The following is a 17427-nucleotide window of genomic DNA, read 5'->3' as shown; positions in this document are numbered from 1 at the left end:
GAAAATACTTTCGATTCGCTAATAAATCATAAAAACACACAAATGAAACAACCTGTTGTAATTGCACAAATCAGTAACTTAGAAAACAAAAAACCGGCCCATGCCCTGGTAAATGGATTAGATCTGGTCATCATAAAATTCGACAAAGAAATCTCTGTATTGTACGGAAGATGCCTACATAGAGGCGCTCTAATGGCCGACGGGCATATTGATGGTGACAACCTCATTTGTGGAGTACATGGCTGGGACTATCGTTATGATACAGGAGTTTCAGAATATAACAATAATGAAGTTTTACATAAGTTTAGCTCCAAAACTGAAGGAGATAATGTATATGTAGATGAAATTGAAATCAATGACTATCTCGAAAAATATCCGCAACCTTTTAATAGAGAGGAGTACCTTGGTGCTTATGCAGATACACATCCCGAAGATACTGAGCCATATACCGGATACATTAAAGAATTGGCTAAAAATGGTCTAAAAAACCTTGGACATCATGGTTTTTCGGCATCAATGGGTGTGGATCGAAATACCTTGCCTAAATGGGGTGATATTCAGTTTTTACCCGCACAATTAGCAAGTAGACCTTTATTAGATCATGAAGAAGTAGCGAGTAAAGTAGTGATTGGTCCTAATGCTAAAAAACCACTAACCATTGATATACCTCTATTTGTAAGTGACATGAGTTTTGGAGCACTTTCTCGAGAAGCGAAAATAGCATTATCCAGAGGTGCAGAAATGGCAGGAACCGGAATCTGTTCTGGTGAAGGAGGAATGCTTCCACAAGAACAAGAAAGCAATACTAAATATTTCTATGAGTTAGCATCGGCCCAATTTGGGTTTTCTTGGGACAAGCTTGATAAAGTACAAGCCTTTCATTTTAAAGGGGGTCAAGGAGCTAAAACTGGAACCGGCGGACATTTACCTGGAAATAAAGTAAGTAAAGAAATTGCTGAAGTTAGAGGACTTAAACAAGGGCAAACCGCAATTTCTCCTGCTACTTTTCCTGATTTTCATGGCGTACAGGATTTTAAGTCTTTTGCAGAAGAAATAAGAGAACGTACAGGTGGTATTCCTATTGGATTTAAAATTGCCGCCAGTCATATCGAAAAAGATATTCAATTTGCATTAGATGTTGGTGTAGATTATATCATTTTGGATGGTCGTGGCGGAGGAACAGGCTCGGCACCCACTATTTTAAGAGATAATATCAATGTCCCTACTATTCCGGCTTTAGCAAGGGCCAGAAAGTATTTGGATAAAGTGGGTGCATCCCATGTAACTCTGGTTATAACAGGAGGACTACGTATTGCCGAAGATTATGCAAAAGCAATGATGTTGGGCGCAGATGCAATTGCTGTATCTAATGCAGCAATACAAGCTATTGGTTGCTTAGGAATGCGTGCCTGTGGCAGCAATAATTGTCCAGTGGGTATTGCTACACAAAAAGAATCTCTAAGAAGCAGATTGATTATAGAATCTTCTGCAAAACAATTATACAATTATTTCGACGCAACCAATAACCTAATAAAGGTAATTGCAAGAGCCTGTGGGTATGATGATATTTCAAAATTTAATCATAATGACCTTTCTACATTTGATCACGACATGCATCACCTAACAGGTATAAACTATGCAGGAGTTATGTAAACATATAAAACCTGGTGCCGTCCTATTATTATTTTTAATTACAATTCCTTCAACAGCACAACAGGGATGGATGTTAGGAATTGCTCCATCAATAGAATTGAATGAAAACCTATTGGGAGCGAACGTACGACTATATTATGGCCCAAATGACCATTTTTGTTTTGGCCCCGAGGTAACATTTTTTCCATACCAGGAAATTGATAACGAATATGAATTAACGGTTACAGAATTAAATCTTAATGCCCATTATATTTTTGAATTAACACACAAATTGGGGATATACCCTCTCACAGGACTCAATTATACCATTGAAAAAGAAAGGTTGGTCGAAGAATCCGACGAATTTAAAGAAGCAACCGAATTCGGCCTCAACTACGGACTAGGGATACATTATTACTTAGGAAGTCTTTATGCTTTTACAGAGTTTAAAGGAGTAACCGGTAAACTTAATGATGAATTCATTTCGATAGGTGTTATTTTTTCGCTTTCAGGAGGTAAAGAAAAACAGGAACATTAATATTCGATTAAAAAAACGTAACAAACCATATATCACTCAATAAACCAATAAAATATGACTACTCAAATGCATTTGGCAGCACAATATTTAGCAGCCGCAGGAATAAGTTTTGTAGAAAAGAAAGAAGATGACAGCCATACTAATTTAGGGTTTTCAACTTCAGAAAAAAGTATGTTCACACACCCTTTAGATAAAGAAGGCCATACACTATCTCTCAACTATCAGCACTTTACATTAGAATGGAATTCAAAAAGTTCAAAAAAATCGTTACGATTAGACGGTACCACACATTCAGAAATTTTAAAATGGATTCATGAAAGAGCCGTTGAAGCAACCCTTGAGAAACCATTTCAGTATGATTTACATTACGAGTTGCCATACACAACCATTACTGATGACTTTACTTTTAAGCTTCATGATGTAGCACGATTGCGTGAATTAACAAACTTTAGAATACTAGCGCAACTTACCCTGGAAACTTTCTTAGAAAACCAACAATTAAAATCAGGTATTAGAACCTGGCCGCATCATTTTGATACTGGTGCTTTTGTGTCTCTAGATGATAATTCAGGGTTGACTATAGGGTTAGGCCTGGCTATTCCGGATACCATGATAGACGACTATTACTTTTATATGAGTGCTTACAAAGGACATGACGGATTAGACACCTCAAATCTTAGTTCATTAACAAACGGTAAATGGTATAACGAAGGATTTAAAGGGGCTGTTTTGCCAGTAACGGGTATTGATGAAATCACAGCTTCTACTTTTTTTGAGGAAGCCCTTGCTGCGTACAAAAAATAAATACAATGGAACATTGGTATATCCCTGCAACTATTATCCCTGGTATAGGACTTTTGATATTGTCTACCTCTAATCTTTTGGTTAATCTCAGTACAGAACTTAAAACATTGATTGCAGAAGTAATTATTGATCAAGATCTTATTAAGCAAAAGCTTAAACAACTTAAATTACTAAACAGCGCTATGGTTTTTTTATATGCTGCTGTTGCCCTTTTTGTGATTTCTGCATTGATTTCGGGAGTGTATAAAAGTGTAGAAACCAATTTCGATTCAGCTATTTATATAACGATAACGGGTATTATTAGTGCTCTTTTAGGTTTGATCGCCCTAATCATGTATTCTTTTAGAGCCGTAAAAATTAGACAAGACCAATTTAATAACAAATGTTAACACCTAAAAACAACTAATCATGACTTCAAAAAAGGAAACAGTATGGTACAAAGTATTGAATAACAAAGATAAGCTTCCTGAAGGAAGGGTGCAAACCGTTACTGCAGGTCATCAAGGTGTTTGTTTAACGCATTTCGAAGGAAAATTTTCGGCTTTGGATAATCGATGTCCTCATCAAGGAGGACCATTAGGAGAAGGATCTATCGAGAATGGATTACTTCGTTGCCCATGGCATGGCTGGGATTTTCATCCTTGTACCGGATTACCACCTGGAGGTTATGATGACGGTGTAACCACTTTTGAAGTTAAAGAAGAAAATGACGCTATTTTTGTTGGTATTCCTGAAGAGCCTAAACATGAGGAAACCATTTCTGATGTAATGATACAAACCATGGTAAACTGGGGTGTAGATACTGCATTCGGGATGGTCGGACACAGTAATCTGGGGGTTGCCGACGCCATGCGGCGACAAGAAAAAAAGGGTAATTTAAAATATTTTGGTGTTCGTCATGAAGGAGCTGCCGCATTTGCTGCTTCAGGTTATGCAAAACTTACGGGTAAGCCGGCAGTTTGCTTTGGGATTGCTGGTCCCGGAGCTACCAATATGTTTACCGGTATGTGGGATGCCAAAGTGGATCGTGCTCCTTTACTTGCAATGTCTGGGCAAGTAAATACACAGGTAGTCGGTACAGGAGCATTTCAGGAGGTAGATCTGGTAAAAGCATTTAATACCGTGGCCGAATTTAATCACGCAGTACACTTAAACTCTAATCATAGTGAATTGATGTCCTTGGCGATAAAACATACGCTCATAAAAAGAGATGTTTCGCATTTAACATTTCCTGATGAAGTTGCATTCACTAAAAAGCCTTCCAAAGAAGAAGCTCAAACTCCAGAAAACAGGATTACACCTTTCAATATATCGCCACCCAGAGAAATGGTCGAAAAAGCGGCTTCGATGATTTTATCTGCTAAAAGACCTGTAATCATAGTCGGACACGGAGCTCGTTTTAATATGTCAAGCATTATTGCATATGCCAAAACATTGAATTGCCCTGTCATTACCACGTTTAAGGGTAAGGGGTTAATTGCCGATCATCACGAATTAGGATGTGGTGTTTTAGGAAGAAGTGGAACCCCCATTGCTTCATGGTTTATGAATGAGAGTGATTTACTCGTTGTTTTCGGGGCTTCTTTCTCTAACCATACGGGTATTACTCCCAAAAAGCCAATAATACAGGTTGATTTTGACCCTATGGCGTTGAGTAAATTCCATAAGGTGGATGCTGCTTTGTGGGGTGAAATTTCGGAAACACTAGAAATTTTAGAACAGAAAACTAAAGGAAAAACAAACACAATAGACCAACGCCCTGAAATTGAAGAACGCTGGAAACTTTGGAAAGAAGAAAAACAAAGTCGTCTTCAGGACAATAGTAGTAAAGGATTAAGTTCTATTGCGGTTTTTGACGCAATGAATAAGGTTACTCCTAAAAATGCGGTAATCGCAGTAGACGTAGGAAATAACACCTACTCGTTTGGAAGATATTTTGAACCAAAAAATCAATCTATATTAATGTCTGGTTACTTGGGTTCTATAGGGTTTGCATTGCCTGCCGCTATGGGTGCTTGGGCCGCGCAAGGACACGAGCGACCTATTTGGTCGGTCTCAGGAGACGGAGGTCTGGGACAATACCTAACCGAAATCACAACTTTGGTAAAATATAATATGAATATTAAACATGTTGTCCTCAATAATTCCGAATTAGGTAAAATATCCAAGGAACAACGTGCAGCAGAACTAGATGTTTGGCAGACATCATTAAAAAATCCAAGTTTTGCACAGTTTGCAGAAAATTGCGGTGCACTAGGTGTAAGAGTTGAAAAACTCGAGGATTTAATACCTGCTATGGAGAAAGTCCGGGATCATGATGGCCCGGCTCTTTTAGAAGTAATAACCGATGTGAATCTTATATAGTTTTATATCTAAAACCCTAGAAAGCATGTTACAATCCTTCAGTATAATTTTTGCTATTGCTGCTTTTTTCAACTTTGTAAATTATAAGTGGCTTAAGTTACCCACTACAATTGGATTAATGCTAATGAGTTTGACTACCATTTTAATAATAACTATTAGCAAAGGTATTATCCCCGAGTTTTATCAGTTTTTTTGTGATATAGTTACCAATTCTGATTTTAGATCGCTCCTTCTGGATGGAATTTTGAGTTTTCTTCTCTTTGCAGGAGCATTGCATGTAAATATTGATGAGTTAGCTAAAGAAAAATGGCCTATTCTCTTATTTGCCACAATTGGAGTACTATTATCTACTTTTATTGTAGGAGGATTAACTTATGGAGCTGCACAATTGATTGGTATTGAGTTACCTTTTTTACATGCCTTGTTATTTGGGGCATTAATTTCACCCACTGATCCAATTGCAGTAATGGCTATTTTAAAAAAGGCAAATATTGCCAAAAGCCTAAGCATCAAAATCGAAGGAGAATCTTTATTTAATGATGGTATTGGTGTCGTCGTTTTTTCTGGAATTTTAATTCTTGCCGGCATGGGAGAACATCATGCAGAAGGGTCTGTTAGTGTTGAAATTGGTAAATTGTTCATAGAAGAAGCCATCGGAGGAATAGTATATGGTGCTTTGCTTGGTATTATTGGATATCAATCTATCAAATCTGTAAAAGACAACCCTCAATTAGCAGTAATGATAAGTCTTGCCATTGTTATGGGTGGGTATGCATTCGCCTCTCTGATTCATGTTTCGGGTCCTTTGGCTATGGTAGTTGCAGGAATGATTATTGGCAATAAATTAAACATAGCGACTAATAAAGGCCCTACACGAAAAATGATTAATGAAATCTGGGAAGTATTGGATGACGTATTTAATGGTATCCTATTCGTACTTATTGGATTAGCAATCCACTTGCTAAAATTTGATCAGGATCATTTGACTCTGGGTGTTATAGCAATTGTAATTGTATTAGTTTCGCGATTTATCTCGGTTTTTATCCCCTATTCTTTATTAAAACATTCTGAAAGCAGTCCAATTAAAACCGTAACAGTATTAACCTGGGGAGGGTTACGAGGTGGTATTTCTATTGCATTAGCTTTGAGTTTATCCGACAACTCTTCTTCCGAAGTTATATTATATATCACCTACACCGTTGTGCTGTTTTCTATTATTGTACAAGGGCTTAGTATAGGAAAATTGGTCATGAAATTATATAACTAAAGGATAGTAACTTAAAAAAATACCGAAAGTATCTACCCTAAAAATATAACATAAATCATTCCTTATATTGACAATTAGAATATGTGCTTTCATATATTTTTTTTTACTTTTAATCGAGTAACTTTTACCGAAATCAATGACAAAATCACTTGACCTACAACACAAATTAGTTTCTATTTTAAGGCTCTCTACTTTCCTAATTTTCCTTGGCAGATCCTATCAGCATATAGTTTGGGATGCTCCATATCGAGCCTTTTTGTGGGACGAGGCTATCCTAAAAGGAGTCATTGAAAATATTCTTGATATAACCTGGAATGATTATGTTACTAGTCTCTCTGTTGACAGTTCTATTTCATTTTCTATAAAAATGATTGGTGTGTTTTATCTGCTTTGCGCTATTGTTACATTAATGATAAAACCCAATATGAAGAAACTTGGTAAAATATTTTTATTAGGAGGAAGTATTGGACTTTTCATTCTGGCATTTTTATATTGCAAAGAAAAGTTCTTTCATGTTGGTCAATTTTTTGAATACACCATTCAAATATTGAGTCCTGTGTTGCTATATATGGTAATGTTTACGTCTATTGAATTTAAAAAAATACGTTTAATCGCTCTAATTGCAATTGCACTTACATTTAGTTGTCATGGCTTGTATGCCATAGGGTATTACCCAAGACCAGGAACTTTTATTGATATGACATTAAACACGCTACATGTCAACGAACCCAGTGCTCACTTAATGCTTAAAATCGCCGGAATTCTTGATTTTATAGTGGCAATCGCTATTTTTATTCCCAGAATATCTTATGCTGCATTAATCTATGCTTTTATCTGGGGAGGGTTAACCGCTATAGCTCGTTTAGTCGGTCATTTTCATTTTGATTTCTTATGGAACACTTTTAGCCAATGGACATGGGAAGTCCTCATTAGACTCCCTCATGCATTAATCCCTTTATCAATAATTATTGTTGATCGCCCTGAAACTCTTTTTTGGAAAAAGATTTCTTTTAGAAAAAACTCATAAACCATTAACTCGCACGAGTGAAGAATAATACCAAATAAGCTGTCTAAAATTACTTTTAGACAGCTTACGCAAAAAAATGACGAATTTATTTTTAATAATATTTCAGGTATTCATTCTCTAAAAGTTCTTCAGATAAAGATTCACTCGCTATATGTTCTGATTGAATACACAAACCACCAGCAAGAGTTCCAAATTGCATACATTTCTCTATTGAATATTCTTTTGAAAAACCATAAAGAAATCCAGAGAAAAAAGCATCACCTGCCCCATTGGTATCTTTTATTTTATAATCTCTAATTGCTGAAATTTCTATCCAACCTTCTTTGGTCAAAGCACTCGCTCCTTGTTTTCCATGTGTACAAACCACTAACTTCTTTCCCTGGTCAATCATCTGCTGCATGAATGGTTTATAGTTCTTCAAATTATCAGAACTTAGAAAAATATAATCAGATGAATCAATAAAATCTTGATGATAGCTACTTTCCCCATCATAATCATGTAAATCTGTCCATATTTCTACTTCATTGGTTTTACATGATGGAAGTACATTTCGGCAATAATTGGAAATATTGACAATTACAAAATCTGAAGATTGTATATGCTCATCGAACATAGAATACTCGATTTCTGGATTGTCTGACATGGGATTCATAAAAATAGAAATGCGCTCTCCTTTCTTGTTCATCAAATTCAAATGCCTTTCGGTACCTTTTGGATCAAGATCATACATAAAATTTAGATTTGGGTGGTCTAAATATGTTTTGATCTTTTCTCCATAAATATCTTTTCCTATCATAGAGTGAAAAGTAACATCAAATCCAAGTTTTGAAAGTGTTACTGCCTTACCCGCTCCTGTATTACCCACAGTCTCCTTAAACTCACAATGATGTATCGTTGTTGGTATAGGTTCTGGAAATTCATCTAGATGAATAACCGAATTATAGGATACTCCACCAATATTGAATATTTTTTTCATATTCTAAAGTATTATTTGGATAACTCTATAATTAGGGCAGTATTTTTTGCTACGCTTATTTTATCCAGCTTATTCACCTTATTTCTGGTTATAATATCTATCCCTGTAGAATATCCATTCAAAGACTCATTGAAACGTTCTAAGCTAAATTCTTGTATATCCTTATTACTATTATTAATAATCACCATGGTACTTTCTGTTTCGGTAGATCTAAAATAAACATATATGTTATCTAATGGTTGATAATGGGTAAGTTTCCCTTGATGTATTGAAGTTGCGTTCTTTCTCCAATTCAGTATGGTTTTGATGTAGCTAAATACTTCATTTTCTTTAGCCGTTCTCCCCTCTTTGGTAAAAGCATTTCGAGTATCTCCTTGCCATCCACCAGGAAAATCTTCTCGTAATTGCCCATCAGGTTTGTCTTTCTTCATTAAGATTTCATCTCCATAGTAGAGTTGCGGAATCCCTCTAACGGTTAATGTGAATGCCATACTTAATTTTAGTTTATCGACATTTCCGTTCAACAACCCCAAAGTACGACCTTGATCATGATTGCCGTTAAAAACTTTATTATTATATGGGTTTCCATATACAAAATCCTCGGCCAAGGTTTCATATAATGTAGTAATATTTCCATCTTTCCCAAAGGCATTAATCATGGCATAATACAGAGGATAATCACTTATACTATTTACATATGAGGTATACCCATTTCGATTGGTATTTTCATTATTCCAATATGACAAATACGAGGTTTTACTTGCCCAAGTCTCGGCCACCATATAAAAATCGGGATATTCTTTGGTTAATGCCTGCATCCATCTTGCCATAGCCCCTTGATCTGGATAAGGATAGGTATCCATTCGTATACCATCTAAATTAGCATATTCAACCCACCAAATTGAATTTTGGATCATATAGGTTTCGAGATATTTATTCTCCAGGTTTAAATCCGGAAGGTTAGTGTCAAACCAACCTTTAGTCAATAGGTCAAAATCACTTTTGGATGCATGTGGATCCGAGGCTATAATCGTCGAAAAATTGCTATACGTAAACTTTTCCCATTGGTTTAGCCAATCCTTAGATGGTAAATCATTCATCCACCAGTGACCCGATCCACAATGATTAAATACTTGATCCATGATTACCTTCATTCCGTTTTTATGACTCTTATCTACCAAAGTCTTAAAATCATTATTAGTTCCAAAACGGGAATCGGTTTTGTAAAAATCAGAGATCCCATACCCATGATAAGAATATGCCGGTTGATCATTTTCTAAAAACGGATTTAACCATAACGTTGTTACTCCTAACTCCTCTATATAATCAAAATGATCTAGAACACCTTTTAAGTCTCCCCCATGTCTACCATTTTCATCTTTCCGATTTATTTTTTCAAGGGTATCTTCGGTAGAATCATTCGATGAATCTCCATTAGCAAATCGATCTGGTGTAATCAAATAGATAACATCAGACCCATTAATTGCTTGCCCTTCATGTACTCGTTTCGATCTTGACTTCAGCTCATATTTATAGCTAAAATGTTTATTGTCATCTTTAAAATTTATAGTAACCATTCCGGGTTTAGTAGCTTCAGAAATTTCAAGATTTAAGAACAAGTAATTCGGGTTTTCGACCTTGTTTACACTTTGTATGGTTACCCCAGGATGATCAATTACTACTTTGGCATTATGGATGTCATCGCTATGAATCAATACCTGTAGATTAGTGTTTTCCATTCCTACCCACCAAAATGGCGGTTCAATATGTTGTATGGTTTTAGCATTTTGTGAATTCATCTGAAACGTCCAAGCTATGGATACTATAATCAGAAGTAGTTTTTTATAAGAAAATTGCATTGTAAAAAGTATTTGTTCGAGGCACTAGTTACTTTAGACAATCGCAAATCACAAATCGATTATACATACTACTACTTACAAGGACAAACAACTCTTTTACCCACTCTTTTTGATTGTATTTCGATAAGATTACCATTTATTAATAACTTCTGTAATCCGTGATAGATTACTGGTTATTCGTCCTTAATTTTGTTATTTGACCAGAATTTTTCAGATTTTAGCTGCTCTATTCTGTTTATACATAGTAATGACGCATTTTTACATAAAAAAAATAGTTTCGAAACGAATAACAAGACATATTCTTTATTGGATTGGTCTTATTGTTTTTTTCGGAATTACCTGGGGAACCTATGACAATGATTATGTAAGATCCTTTACTATACAATCCTTCGGGTTACCTGCCAGAATGATACTTGTTTATATCTCTTTGTATGTATTGATCCCTAAATTCTTTAGTAAAAGGAAATTTTTCACGTTCACGGTTTCATATCTATTACTTTTATTAACGGTAAGTATCTGTATACAACGTCCAATTATTTTCTTTTATGTAGAGCCTGCATATTTCCCCGATTGGCATAGTTCGGGATATTTTACAATTACCGAATTGATGAATACAATTCTAGATGTAAATATTGCGGCCGTAATTCCCCTAGGGATAAACTTTTTTAAGTTTTTTTATAATGCGCAACAAAAAACATTGACTCTTGAAAAAGAGAAACTGGAAGCAGAATTAAACCAACTTCGTAATCAGGTACATCCGCATTTTCTTTTCAATACTTTGAATAATCTATATTCATTAATCATCAAAAAATCTGATAGCGCAGAGACTGCTGTTCTTACTTTATCTGGATTGATGCGCTATATGTTGTATGAGGCTAATGTTCCTAAAGTGCCTTTATCTAAAGAAATCGAATATCTTAAAAACTATGTAGGTCTCGAAAAATTGCGGTTTGAAGATCATGTTGATATTAGTTTTAATACAGAAACAGATGCAGCGTATGCGATATCCCCTTTTTTATTAATTCCTTTTGTTGAAAATGCTTTTAAACACGGCATTACTTCAAATAAAGAATCCTGGATAGTAATTAGTATCATAACAAAGAACAAAATACTAAGAATGCAGGTTGAAAACGCTAAATTACCCAATCAAAAACCAAGTTTTGAAGGAGGAATTGGATTTATTAACGTAAAAAAACGACTTGATTTATTGTATCCTGATAATTACTCATTACATACACAAGATAATGAGCTATCCTATGAAGTTATTCTAAAATTAAATCTTGAAACAAATGACACCAAGAGATAAAATAACTTGTATTATAGTCGATGATGAGCCTTTGGCCAGAGATATTATAGAGAATTATATTTCTCGAATAGATAACCTCGAACTAATAGCAAGTTGTGGTGATGCTGTAGAGGCCTTCAATCTTATTGCCAAACAAAATATCGATCTACTATTTTTAGATATCCAAATGCCAGAAATCACTGGGATTGATTTTTTAAAGGAATTAAACCCAACTCCCAAGGTTATTTTTACAACTGCCTATAGCGATTATGCTGTAGACGCTTTTAATCTCGAAGCTATCGACTATCTATTAAAACCGATAGCGTTTTCAAGATTCATGAAATCAGTACATAAGGTATTTAAAGAGCTAAACCCAATAGATACGTTACCACCAAAAAATGATCAAGAAACAGGTTATCAAGACGCTTTTATCTATCTGAAAGTTGAAAAAAAGATGTTAAAGATATTTCTGAAAGATATTCAATATATCGAAAGTCTTCGGAATTATATAAAAATCAAAACTATAGATAGAGAAGTTACAGCTCTAAAAAGCATCTCTTCTATCGAAGATATACTGCCTACTAAGAAATTTTTACGCGTTCATAGGTCATTTATAGTTGCTATAGATTTCGTCGATGCTTTTTCTCCGAGTGAAATTGAGATTAAAGGTATAAAAATACCCGTTGGCAGAAATTACAAAGAAACGGTAAAAGAAATATTAGGATACTTTTAAACATCAAAAAAATCAACATAATATCATGATATACAGATATTTATGTTAAAATCATATTAAAGTAGATTTCAGGGTTAAGAATTAAATTCTCTTTTCAAGTACCTTAGTAAGAACTTAAAACCTTAACCATGAAATATTATAAAAATGATTCTCTAAAAATGCTGTTTGTAGCATGTTTGACTTTATTAGCTAGTACCACAATGCTAAGTCAAACTGTTTTCGTAGATGTTTCTAATCAAATTCCACAAGTGCCTCCTAATGGTACCGATACAGTAGATTCTGATCTTGTCGATGTCGACGGAGATGGTGATCTGGATATTTTTCTTGCAGAAGGAACGGCTAGTATTGCCGGTCGTGCCAATCGCCTTTTATTAAATGACGGCTACGGTAACTTTGTAGATGCTTCGCAGAGTAATTTGCCTTTTTCTCCTTTTCCATTGAACAGTACGAGTGCAGATTTTGCAGATTTTGATAACGATGGTGATATGGATATCGTGGTTGCCAATCTGGGACCAACACAATTGCTACTCAATGATGGAGATGGAATTTTCACCGATGCAAGTAACACTTTGCTTCCAACACCTCCAACTAATATTCTTGATGATATTTCTACAGAAATTAGTTTTGAAGATATTGATAATGACGGTAGACTAGATATTTTTGTCACCAATGAAATTCCTCCCATACCAGACATTGGACCAGGAGGGTCACAAAACTTTCTTTACATGCAAAGTACAGACGGAACTTTTACCGATGAATCTCTTCTTCGCTTACCCAATGTAAAAAATCAAAGTGCAAGCTTTGCCTTTGGTGATATTGATGGGGATGGAAACAACGATTTAATCGTAGCCAATGTAGGACAAAATCAGGTTTTGATTAATGATGGTAATGGTTTTTTTATCAATGAAACCGAAACCCGAATTACACAAGAAATTACGGCAAGTCGGTCGGTAGTTTTATCAGATATCGATGGAGATTTTGATCTTGACCTTATCATTGCCAATAGTAACTTAGAACAAAATCAGGTTTTTATTAACGATGCTAAAGGTTTCTTTACTGAAAATACCACAAATGCACTGCCATTAAAGAACGATACCAGTAGTGATGTAAAACTTTTTGATTTTAATTTTGATAGGCAACCTGATATTATTTTTGCCAATTCAGTTCCTAATCCAATGGGACCAGCCAATGGAGGACATCCATTAGCCCCTGCTCCAAATGTTGTCTATCTTAATAATGGCGCAGGCATTTTTACAGATGCCTCTTCAGAGTTTTTACCCGAAAATGAAGGTATTAGTTTTGATATTGAAATAGCAGACATTAATGGCGATCGTCTCGAAGATATATTCGTATCAAATGCCAATGATGGTCAAGAACAATTGTACATTCGTGATATCATACCACCTACTCAATTCGAAAGAATCATACCTTTTACATCTTGTCTTGTTGAAAATGAAGATGGAACCTTGACAGCGACCTTTGGGTACTCTAACCTTAATGACACAGCAGTATACATCCCCGAAGGCACTAGAAATAAATTGATTCCTAACCTTGTCGACTCTAAAAATGATCAACCCGTTATCTTTTTACAAGGCACTATTAATGAAGTGTTTACTGCTACTTTTAATGTCGGAATGGCCTGGAAAGTAAATAATAAAATAACAATTGCCAGCAGCCGAACTCCTAAATGTAATAATGATAATGCTTCTGGAAATTCAATACTTAGTATTGGCAACTATCCTAATCCTTTCTCTACAACTACAACAATCAAATACACTTTATCTGAAATAAGTAATGTAAAAATCTTGATTTATGATCAATCAGGAAAAACAATTGAAACGATTTCAAATTTATCGGTTACCATAGGTGAACACGAGATAGAAATTGATGCTACTGCTCTACAACTTAAACCAGGTGTATATTTTTATAAAATCACTACTGGTAAACATAAAGCCGTTAAATCTTTTGTAGTCAACAGATAGGCATATTATCAGCAAGTCATACATAAACCGATAGATTTTATGGCTATCGGTTTATTTTGAACTTAGCTTTTATGTAAAGCCCTACTTTTCTTAATTCCGAAATAAATAGCAATACCACCAGTAAAAAACATTAAAAAGCTATATACCGCTGGAGCTATAGCAAACGAAGTATTCCCTATCAAAACAACGGCTATGGTTATCGCCAAGGTACCGTTTTGAATTCCAGATTCTATTGCAATTGAAATAGCACTTTCATTCCTTATTTTAAAAATCCTAGCAGAGTAATACCCTACAAGCATCGTAATACCATTTAAACATAAAGCAACTATTCCCGCTTGTTGAAAATAAGAGACAAAATTGTCTTTTTCTTTTAAAGTAATTCCTATTATTACCATGACCATCACAATACCAGAAGCAACCCGAACAGGTTTTTCCATTTTTAAAGCAAACTTTTCTTTATACCTTCTAATGGTCATACCAATACACACCGGTATAACCGTAATTATCAAAATCTGAACTATCGTATTAATAATATCCAACTTAATTATCTGCCCTTCATCTAAAAAATGTGTCAGTGCAAAATTTACAATAAAAGGTATCGTTAAAATAGAAACAAAACTACTTATCGCGGTTAAAGTAACCGATAATGCAATGTTTCCTTTTGCCAAATGACATATTAAATTAGATGTCGCACCACCCGGACATGCGGCTAAAATCATAATTCCTACTGCTACTTCTGGTTGTAGAGGGAATAAAGAAGCCAAGGCAAATCCTAATATTGGTAGGATTAGTATTTGATTTGTTAATCCTATGACTACAGCTTTCGGATATATAAATATTCTTTTAAAATCATCAATAACGAGTGACAATCCCATCCCTAACATGATGATGATGAGTGATGCTGCTAAAATAATTGTTGATATACTATCCATATGTAGTTATGATTAAACAAGCAATATAAAAAAATTCATGAGATATTCTGATACGGCTCAATTTAGTAAACCTTATTTTTTAACATTGAACTCTAAAACAGAATATGAAAATTACATTCTTCTTATCATATTTTTTTCTACTTTAGAGTTGCACAAATAACTATACCAACTTTAGAACCAACTACACAATGAATAGTACTCTAATACTCGTTAATCTTATCAAAAAAGATAAGATTTGGATCATTATCCTTACTCTAATTCTAGTCATTGTAGCTTTTAGTAATGTATTAGTAAACCCTGCAATTGATTTTTTATATGGTGTGAATAGTGATATGATGTTAAGTCTTGGCGTTGCACTTGAATTAAAAAGTATAGCCACCAGTATTGATAATTCTAATATCCCTTTAGTTGGAGGACTTGCCGTAGAACTCACCGATATATTTGCCCGAGCAATTGATTACCTTACCTTTTCTAATATCGTAATTGCGATTCAGGCCATCTTAGTAAAGATGGGGAAATCACTACTCTTCAAATTACTCCCGCTTATATTTCTTGCAGGTATATTCTTAGAAAAATATAAACAACTCGCCCTAAAACTTTTGATTGTAGCATTGTTAATCAATCCTGGGCTTTCATTATATGTTAATGGAATTCATTATGTATCTGATAGCATGGAATTAGATCTGGGTTCTTCTCTACATGAACATTTATCTGCCATTAAAAACAAATACGAAAAAAAGAGAAAAGAGGTACTATCAAAACAAGAAGCCCGAAAAAAAAGGCAATTAGAAAGAGCTAAAGAAAAAGGACGAAAAGATATTAGTACATTCAAGAAAGTTGAAGATGCCGTGGTAAATAAAGTTGAAAATGTTGGTATACGCGTTGAAGAAGGGTTTTCTGAAACTTTAGAAGTCCTAAAAGAAGGTAAAAAAGAACTGATGAAACTCATTATCAATATGGTTAGTAATCTTATTGTCCTTTTCTTGATTTTACCTTTGTTATATTTCTATCTTATGGGTTTTGTGCTTAAAAAATTCTTTCATTTTTCTGGGTTAAGCAAGCTTCAAACAACCGAAATAAAAAACTTGAAAGAACTTGGAGGCGATCTAAAAGACACTATTAAATAGCTTTAAAATACTCTTAATCAATAACCTATATCAAATGAAAAAGATTCTACCCTATGCACTACTAGCATTATTTTTAAATATTTCTTGTAAAAAAAATCATAATGTTAAAGAGAAAAAACAAGAACAACATCAAGATCAATGCTATACCGAAAAAAAAAGAATTGAGACCGAACCTTCTATTTTAGGAATAGACATTTCTCATTTTCAAAACAATATAAAATGGCATGAGATCAAAGAGGATGGCGTTAATTTTGTCTATATTAAAGCTTCTCAAGGTACTCATTTTAAAGATCCAAAATTCAAAGCGAATCATGCCGCGGCAAAAAATGAATGTCTATATCGAGGAGCATATCATTTCTATGAAACAGGTAAAGATCCTGTAAAGCAAGCACTCAATTTTGTAGAAGCTGTTAATGAATTAATTCTAGGAGACCTCCCACCAGTTTTGGATTTAGAAGAATTAGGGGTAAAAACACCTGTGACTATAGAAATGTATGAACACAATACTTTGTTATGGTTAAAAACGGTTGAAGAAAAACTCGGAGTTAAACCTATGGTATACTCCAATCCGGCTTTTGCAAATAAATATTTAAATCATCCCGAATTTGCTAAGTATAATTTATGGGTAGCAGAATATACAAAAGAAAAATCCCCTAAAGTTCCAAATACATGGAAAAACGTAGGTTGGACTATCTGGCAACGAACAGATCGTGAAAAATTAGAGGGTATTGGGAAAGTTGATTATGATATATTTCAAGGAAATGCCGAAGCATTTAAGAAGTTATTAAAATAGTAATATAGCACCTATACTTTTATAAATCAATCGAATAAAAATATTAAATGTATTTTTTACGTTAATTATTTTTTTTAAGTTTGATAGACCTATGGTATAACTACCAGT

15 protein-coding genes are annotated in these 17427 nt (G+C 34.4%); 12 read left to right on the top strand and 3 right to left on the bottom strand.

Going from position 1 to position 17427, the window contains the following annotated elements; genetic code table 11:
- Nucleotides 1-42 precede the first annotated feature (42 nt).
- The 7 genes from ABW637_RS07420 (at nucleotide 43) to ABW637_RS07390 (ending at nucleotide 7632) form a co-directional block, all read left to right on the top strand.
- Nucleotides 43-1653: a glutamate synthase-related protein gene (locus ABW637_RS07420; RefSeq protein WP_367584017.1), complete on the top strand. Its 1611-nt coding sequence runs from the start codon at nucleotides 43-45 to the stop codon at nucleotides 1651-1653.
- The gene (locus ABW637_RS07415) at nucleotides 1637-2170 is read left to right on the top strand and encodes a putative outer membrane beta-barrel protein (RefSeq protein ID WP_367584016.1); all 534 of its coding nucleotides are present in this window, start codon (nucleotides 1637-1639) and stop codon (nucleotides 2168-2170) included. The genes ABW637_RS07420 and ABW637_RS07415 overlap by 17 nt, the downstream gene beginning before the upstream one ends.
- 54 nt (nucleotides 2171-2224) lie before the next feature.
- Nucleotides 2225-2974 (top strand): hypothetical protein, encoded by a 750-nt coding sequence (locus ABW637_RS07410; protein ID WP_367584015.1) that lies wholly within the window; start codon nucleotides 2225-2227, stop codon nucleotides 2972-2974.
- A gap of 5 nt (nucleotides 2975-2979) precedes the next feature.
- A complete protein-coding gene (locus tag ABW637_RS07405; protein WP_367584014.1) occupies nucleotides 2980-3363 on the top strand; it encodes a DUF2721 domain-containing protein in 384 nt (127 codons plus the stop codon).
- 19 nt (nucleotides 3364-3382) lie between these two features.
- Nucleotides 3383-5338, top strand: coding sequence for a thiamine pyrophosphate-binding protein (locus ABW637_RS07400; RefSeq protein WP_367584013.1), 1956 nt, complete (start codon nucleotides 3383-3385; stop codon nucleotides 5336-5338).
- Between the two features lie 25 nt (nucleotides 5339-5363).
- Complete coding sequence (locus ABW637_RS07395) at nucleotides 5364-6605, top strand: cation:proton antiporter (RefSeq protein WP_367584012.1); 1242 nt, start codon at nucleotides 5364-5366, stop codon at nucleotides 6603-6605.
- Nucleotides 6606-6741: 136 nt separating this feature from the next.
- Nucleotides 6742-7632 (top strand): hypothetical protein, encoded by an 891-nt coding sequence (locus ABW637_RS07390; RefSeq protein WP_367584011.1) that lies wholly within the window; start codon nucleotides 6742-6744, stop codon nucleotides 7630-7632.
- A gap of 91 nt (nucleotides 7633-7723) precedes the next feature.
- Here ABW637_RS07390 and ABW637_RS07385 read toward each other — a convergent pair whose 3' ends face one another.
- The gene (locus ABW637_RS07385; protein WP_367584010.1) at nucleotides 7724-8608 is read right to left on the bottom strand and encodes a carbohydrate kinase family protein; all 885 of its coding nucleotides are present in this window, start codon (nucleotides 8606-8608) and stop codon (nucleotides 7724-7726) included.
- An 11-nt stretch (nucleotides 8609-8619) separates the two neighbouring features.
- Nucleotides 8620-10467 carry a glycoside hydrolase family 13 protein gene (locus ABW637_RS07380; RefSeq protein WP_367584009.1) on the bottom strand — a complete coding sequence of 616 codons (1848 nt, stop codon included), beginning with the start codon at nucleotides 10465-10467 and terminating at the stop codon, nucleotides 8620-8622.
- A gap of 247 nt (nucleotides 10468-10714) precedes the next feature.
- Between ABW637_RS07380 and ABW637_RS07375 the strand changes: the two genes are divergently transcribed.
- The 3 genes from ABW637_RS07375 (at nucleotide 10715) to ABW637_RS07365 (ending at nucleotide 14467) form a co-directional block, all read left to right on the top strand.
- A complete protein-coding gene (locus ABW637_RS07375; RefSeq protein WP_367584008.1) occupies nucleotides 10715-11773 on the top strand; it encodes a sensor histidine kinase in 1059 nt (352 codons plus the stop codon).
- On the top strand, nucleotides 11757-12485 hold the full coding sequence (locus ABW637_RS07370; protein WP_367584007.1) for a LytR/AlgR family response regulator transcription factor: 729 nt from the start codon (nucleotides 11757-11759) through the stop codon (nucleotides 12483-12485). The genes ABW637_RS07375 and ABW637_RS07370 overlap by 17 nt, the downstream gene beginning before the upstream one ends.
- A 128-nt stretch (nucleotides 12486-12613) precedes the next feature.
- Nucleotides 12614-14467 (top strand): T9SS type A sorting domain-containing protein, encoded by a 1854-nt coding sequence (locus ABW637_RS07365; protein WP_367584006.1) that lies wholly within the window; start codon nucleotides 12614-12616, stop codon nucleotides 14465-14467.
- Nucleotides 14468-14529: 62 nt separating this feature from the next.
- Here ABW637_RS07365 and ABW637_RS07360 read toward each other — a convergent pair whose 3' ends face one another.
- Nucleotides 14530-15399, bottom strand: coding sequence for a bile acid:sodium symporter family protein (locus tag ABW637_RS07360; protein WP_367584005.1), 870 nt, complete (start codon nucleotides 15397-15399; stop codon nucleotides 14530-14532).
- Between the two features lie 188 nt (nucleotides 15400-15587).
- Here ABW637_RS07360 and ABW637_RS07355 point away from each other — a divergent pair, with 188 nt between their 5' ends.
- Together ABW637_RS07355 and ABW637_RS07350 are read left to right on the top strand one after the other, a co-directional pair.
- Nucleotides 15588-16526, top strand: coding sequence for a hypothetical protein (locus tag ABW637_RS07355; protein WP_367584004.1), 939 nt, complete (start codon nucleotides 15588-15590; stop codon nucleotides 16524-16526).
- A gap of 34 nt (nucleotides 16527-16560) precedes the next feature.
- Entirely contained in the window at nucleotides 16561-17319 is a 759-nt protein-coding gene (locus ABW637_RS07350; RefSeq protein ID WP_367584003.1) for a glycoside hydrolase family 25 protein, read from the top strand.
- The last annotated feature ends 108 nt before the right edge of the window (nucleotides 17320-17427 follow it).

It is taken from the genome of Aquimarina penaris (assembly GCF_040786285.1).
Lineage (GTDB): Bacteria > Bacteroidota > Bacteroidia > Flavobacteriales > Flavobacteriaceae > Aquimarina.
Note: the sequence above shows the minus strand (reverse complement) of the source record. Positions and strands in the feature narration are given on the sequence as shown.